4 protein-coding genes and 1 rRNA gene are annotated in these 4,086 nt (G+C 65.1%); 3 read left to right on the forward strand and 2 right to left on the reverse strand.

Annotation, left to right across the window (positions count from 1 at the left end; all coding sequences use genetic code 11):
• The first annotated feature begins 105 nt into the window (after window positions 1-105).
• Both rrf and JOY90_RS18965 read left to right on the forward strand, forming a co-directional pair.
• A 5S ribosomal RNA gene (gene rrf / locus JOY90_RS18960) occupies window positions 106-220 on the forward strand.
• 230 nt (window positions 221-450) lie between these two features.
• Window positions 451-1,029 (forward strand): hypothetical protein, encoded by a 579-nt coding sequence (locus JOY90_RS18965; RefSeq protein WP_291692645.1) that lies wholly within the window; start codon window positions 451-453, stop codon window positions 1,027-1,029.
• A gap of 97 nt (window positions 1,030-1,126) precedes the next feature.
• Here the strand turns inward: JOY90_RS18965 and JOY90_RS18970 are convergent, their stop codons facing one another.
• Window positions 1,127-2,215: an ABC transporter substrate-binding protein gene (locus JOY90_RS18970; RefSeq protein ID WP_291692646.1), complete on the reverse strand. Its 1,089-nt coding sequence runs from the start codon at window positions 2,213-2,215 to the stop codon at window positions 1,127-1,129.
• Between the two features lie 292 nt (window positions 2,216-2,507).
• On the opposite strand from JOY90_RS18970, the gene JOY90_RS18975 reads away from it, so the two are divergent.
• Window positions 2,508-3,593 carry an NAD-dependent epimerase/dehydratase family protein gene (locus JOY90_RS18975; RefSeq protein WP_291692647.1) on the forward strand — a complete coding sequence of 362 codons (1,086 nt, stop codon included), beginning with the start codon at window positions 2,508-2,510 and terminating at the stop codon, window positions 3,591-3,593.
• A 105-nt stretch (window positions 3,594-3,698) separates the two neighbouring features.
• On the opposite strand, the gene JOY90_RS18980 is transcribed toward JOY90_RS18975, so the two are convergent.
• On the reverse strand, window positions 3,699-4,086 hold a 388-nt coding region (locus JOY90_RS18980), incomplete at its 5' end, for an SAF domain-containing protein (RefSeq protein WP_367276965.1).

Consider the following 4,086-nt stretch of genomic DNA (forward strand, 5'->3'; position numbering starts at 1 on the left):
GAGAGAAGACCTCGCGTGCGGATCGAGGTCCTCGGGTCAAGCCCGAGGACTGCGCTCAAACGCTACGCGTTTTCGCTTGCTTCGTATTTCCTTGTCCTTCGCCGGCCTGGTGGTTCTAGCGAGGAGCCTGAACCCGATCCCATCCCGAACTCGGCCGTTAAACTCCTCAGCGCCAATGGTACTATGGCTCAAGCCCTGGGAGAGTAGGTCGCCGCCAGGCCTGCCGAGGACAAGGCATTTCCTCTTCACGCATTGTCACAAAAACGCCGCTTCCGGCCTTACCGGAGGCGGCGTTTTTCGTTCGCGCACTCGTGAACTGCGCCATCCGGACGCCACGTGAAGGTTGCGCGCGTGGATGATAAATGCCGGGTTCAGACCTCGTTCATTTCAAAATTCGTACGCAGTCCAGCCCTAAAAGTCCGGGCGCCCCACCCTGTAGGAGATATTTCCATGCGCGTGTTCATTCGTACCGCCATGACTGCGTTGAGTATTGCCTGCCTCGCCGGCACGATCGCCGCGCTGCCCGCCACTGACGCCTTGGCTCAGGCCAAGCAGGAGGCGGCGCCGCCCGCCGGTCAGGCGCCGCAACTGAAGCAGATCGTGTTGACCGACAAGCAGATCCAGGGCGTGCTCGTCGCGCAGAAGGAGATGAACCCGATCACCGACAAGCTGCCGGAGAACGCCGCGCCGGATCCGAAGGTGATCGCGCAGCTCGAGGGCATCGCCAAGAAGGACGGCTTTGCGAGCTATGACGAGTACAATACCGTGCTCGACAACATTAGCCTGGTGCTCGGCGGCGTCGATCCCCAGAGCAAGAAATACGTCGGCTCGGAAGCCGTCATCAAGAGCCAGATCGCGCAGGTCGAGGCCGACAAGAAAATGCCGGCCAATGAGAAGAAGCAGGCGCTGTCCGACCTCAACACCGCGCTGAAGGCGCCGGCGCCGCAGATCGAGAACAAGGGCAACATCGATCTCGTCGTCAAGAATTACGACAAGCTCAACGAGGTGCTCGGCGCCGACGACAATTGAGACGACGACAATTGAGACACGGTGCGCGAACACGCCGCCATCGAGAGCCCCGGACCGCGTCCGGGGCTCTTCTCGTTTCGATCGGCCTGCGCAGCCCTCAGGTCCGCGTCCGCATCCGCATCATGAAGCTGTCGTAGGACAGCTCGGCGACCTGCATCCAGGCCAGCGATTCGTTGCGGTAGGCGGTCAGGCTCCCGTAGAGTTTGTTGAAGTGCGGGTTGGTCTTGGACAATTCCGCATAGATCTCGTTGGCGGCGCCGTAGCAGGCCTCCAGCACCTCCTGCGGGAAGGCGCGGAGCTGCGCGCCGGCGACCAGCAATCGCTTCAGCGCCGGCGGGTTGACGTAGTCGTATTTGCCGGTGACCCACGTGAAGGTGTCGCGCGAGGCAGTGTCGACCGCCGCCTGGTAATGCTTCGGCAGCGCGTTCCACTTCTCGAGATTGACGACGTTGTGGCCCTGCCCGGTGCCTTCCCACCAGCCCGGATAGTAGTAGAATTTCGCCACTTTCACGAAGCCGAGCTTCTCGTCGTCATAGGGTCCGACCCATTCGGCGGCGTCGATGGTGCCCTTCTCCAGCGCCGGATAGATGTCGCCGCCCGCGATCTGCTGCGGCACGCCGCCGACCTTGGCGATGATGGTGCCGGCGAAGCCGCCGACCCGGAATTTCAGGCCCTGCAGATCCGCCATGGACTTGATCTCCTTGCGGAACCAGCCGCCCATCTGGGCGCCGGTCGAGCCGGTCGGAATCCCCAGGCAGTTGTATTCCTTGAGGAGCTCGTTGAGCATGTCGCCGCCGCCGCCCCAGTTGAGCCAGGAGATGTGCGCGCGCGTGTTGAGCCCGAACGGCAGCGCGGTGCCGAAGGTGAAGGCGGCGTTCTTGCCCCAGTAGTAATAGAGCGCGGTGTTGCCCATCTCGACGGTGCCGTTCGACACCGCGTCCAAGACCTGCAGGCCCGGCACGATCTCGCCGGCCGCGAAGGGCTGCACGGTGAAGCGGTTATCGGTGATCTCGGCGACGCGCTTGCAGAAATACTCGCAGCCGCCATAGAGCGTGTCGAGCGCCTTCGGCCAGCTCGCCGCCAGCCGCCACCTGACCTCCGGCATCGATTGCGCGACCGCGGGCGCGGCGATCGCGCTCGCGGCCAGGCCCACGCCACCCACCTTCAAGAAATCACGACGTTGCATTGCGTTTCCCCTCTGCTGAGGTCGATCACTCGACGAGGGCAACGATCTTGACTGTCGTCTTGATGTCGTCGGAGGCCGACATGGATATCCGGCGCAATTGCCGGACCGGGGCCAAGGATGGCCAATCGACTCAGCGGAATCAAGGATGTGCCGCTTTACGCAGTTGCGAAGGCGCGATGCGCCGATACGCCTTTGCAACGCTGCGATGCCGCCGCAGGCGTCGGGCCGCCTGACGCAATCCATGCGGATTTGCTAGTGGGAAAGGACGAAATTGCGGATTGGAGGTGCAGGGATGGCAGCCAAGAAAGTCGTGGTCGCGGGCGCCACCGGGCTGGTCGGCAACGCCGCCCTGCGGCATTTCGGCGCTGTCGGCGCTTGCGAGGTCGTCGCGCTGTCGCGGCGGCAACCGCGCAACCTGTACGGTGCGCGCTTCGTCGCCGCCGACCTCGCCGATGCGGCGCAGTGCGCGCGCCTCGCCGGTGCGCTGAAGGGCGCGACCCATCTCGTCTATGCCGCGCTCCACGAGAGGCCCGATCTCGTCGGCGGCTGGCGGGACGAGAGCCAGATCGAGACCAATGACGCCATGCTGCGCAACCTGATGGCCGTGCTCGAGCCGGCGGCGCCGGAGCTCGCGCATGTCGCGCTGTTGCAAGGCACCAAGGCCTATGGCGTCCACGTCCGCCCGCTGGCCGTGCCGGCGCGCGAAGGCCGCTCGGAAATGTACGAGCAGCCGAATTTCTACTGGGCGCAGGAGAATTTTCTGCGCGCGCAGCAGAAGGACAAGCGCTGGCATTTCAGCATCCTGCGCCCGGTGCTGATCATCGGCGAGGCGATGGGCGGCGCGATGGACCTGATCCCGCCGCTCGGCGTCTACGCCGCGATGTTGCGCGAACAGGGCAGGCCGCTGGATTTTCCGGGCGGCGCCGCCCGCGTCGCCCAGGCCGTCGATGTCGACCTGCTCGCGCGTGCCATCGCCTGGTCGGGCGAGGCGGACGCCGCGCACAACGAGGCCTTCAACGTCACCAATGGCGACGTCTTCACCTGGGAGAATGTCTGGCCCGCGATTGCGGACGCGCTCGGCATGAAGCCCGGCAAGGCCGTGCCGCTGTCATTGGCGCAGGAACATCCGAAATGGATCGAGCCGTGGGATGCGTTGCGGCGCAGGCACGGCCTGGTGTCGCCCGGGCTCGAGGAATTCGTCGGCCTCTCGTTTCAGTACGCCGATTACAGCATGAGATATGGCCACAGCGAGTCCGGCCCGCCCTCCATCGTCTCGACGGTCAAGATCAACCGCGCCGGCTTCACCGAGATGATGGACACCGAGGACATGTTCCGGAAGTGGTTTTCCCACGCACGCGCGAGCCGGCTGCTGCCGTGACGTGCGCCTGATCGGACTCAGTACCAATAGCAGCGGAACTCCCTCCCCCCTTGCGGGGGAGGGGAGCGCGCTGTCTTCGCGGCTCGCTCTCAACCGCTCTCGGACTTATCTCGCATCAGCCGCGTGCGAATCTCTCTCCATCGCCTTGCGCGTCTTGACCGTGTCGCTCTCGGCATCGAACTCGACGTCGGCCCAGCGCACCACGGCACCATGCGCAACGTCGTTCTTCAGCTTGACGCGGTGCGCCAGCCCGATCGGCAGGGCGCCGGCCGCAAGGCTTGCTGCCGCCGGCAACAGCTTGCCCCATACCGTGTAGCCGCCTTCGCCGTCGAGCACCTCGCCCGCGCGCAGGCTGCGCTTTGCCACCGCGGCGACGTCGCCGCGGAAGCCGCGCGGCTGCCCGGTCGGCTCGCCGCGCAGCGCCGCCGACAACACCGAGATGTTCAACTCCAGCCCGATCAGATGATAGGGCTTGTACATCGCCGCATAGCGG

The sequence above is a fragment of the Bradyrhizobium sp. genome, assembly GCF_019242285.1.
GTDB lineage: Bacteria > Pseudomonadota > Alphaproteobacteria > Rhizobiales > Xanthobacteraceae > Bradyrhizobium.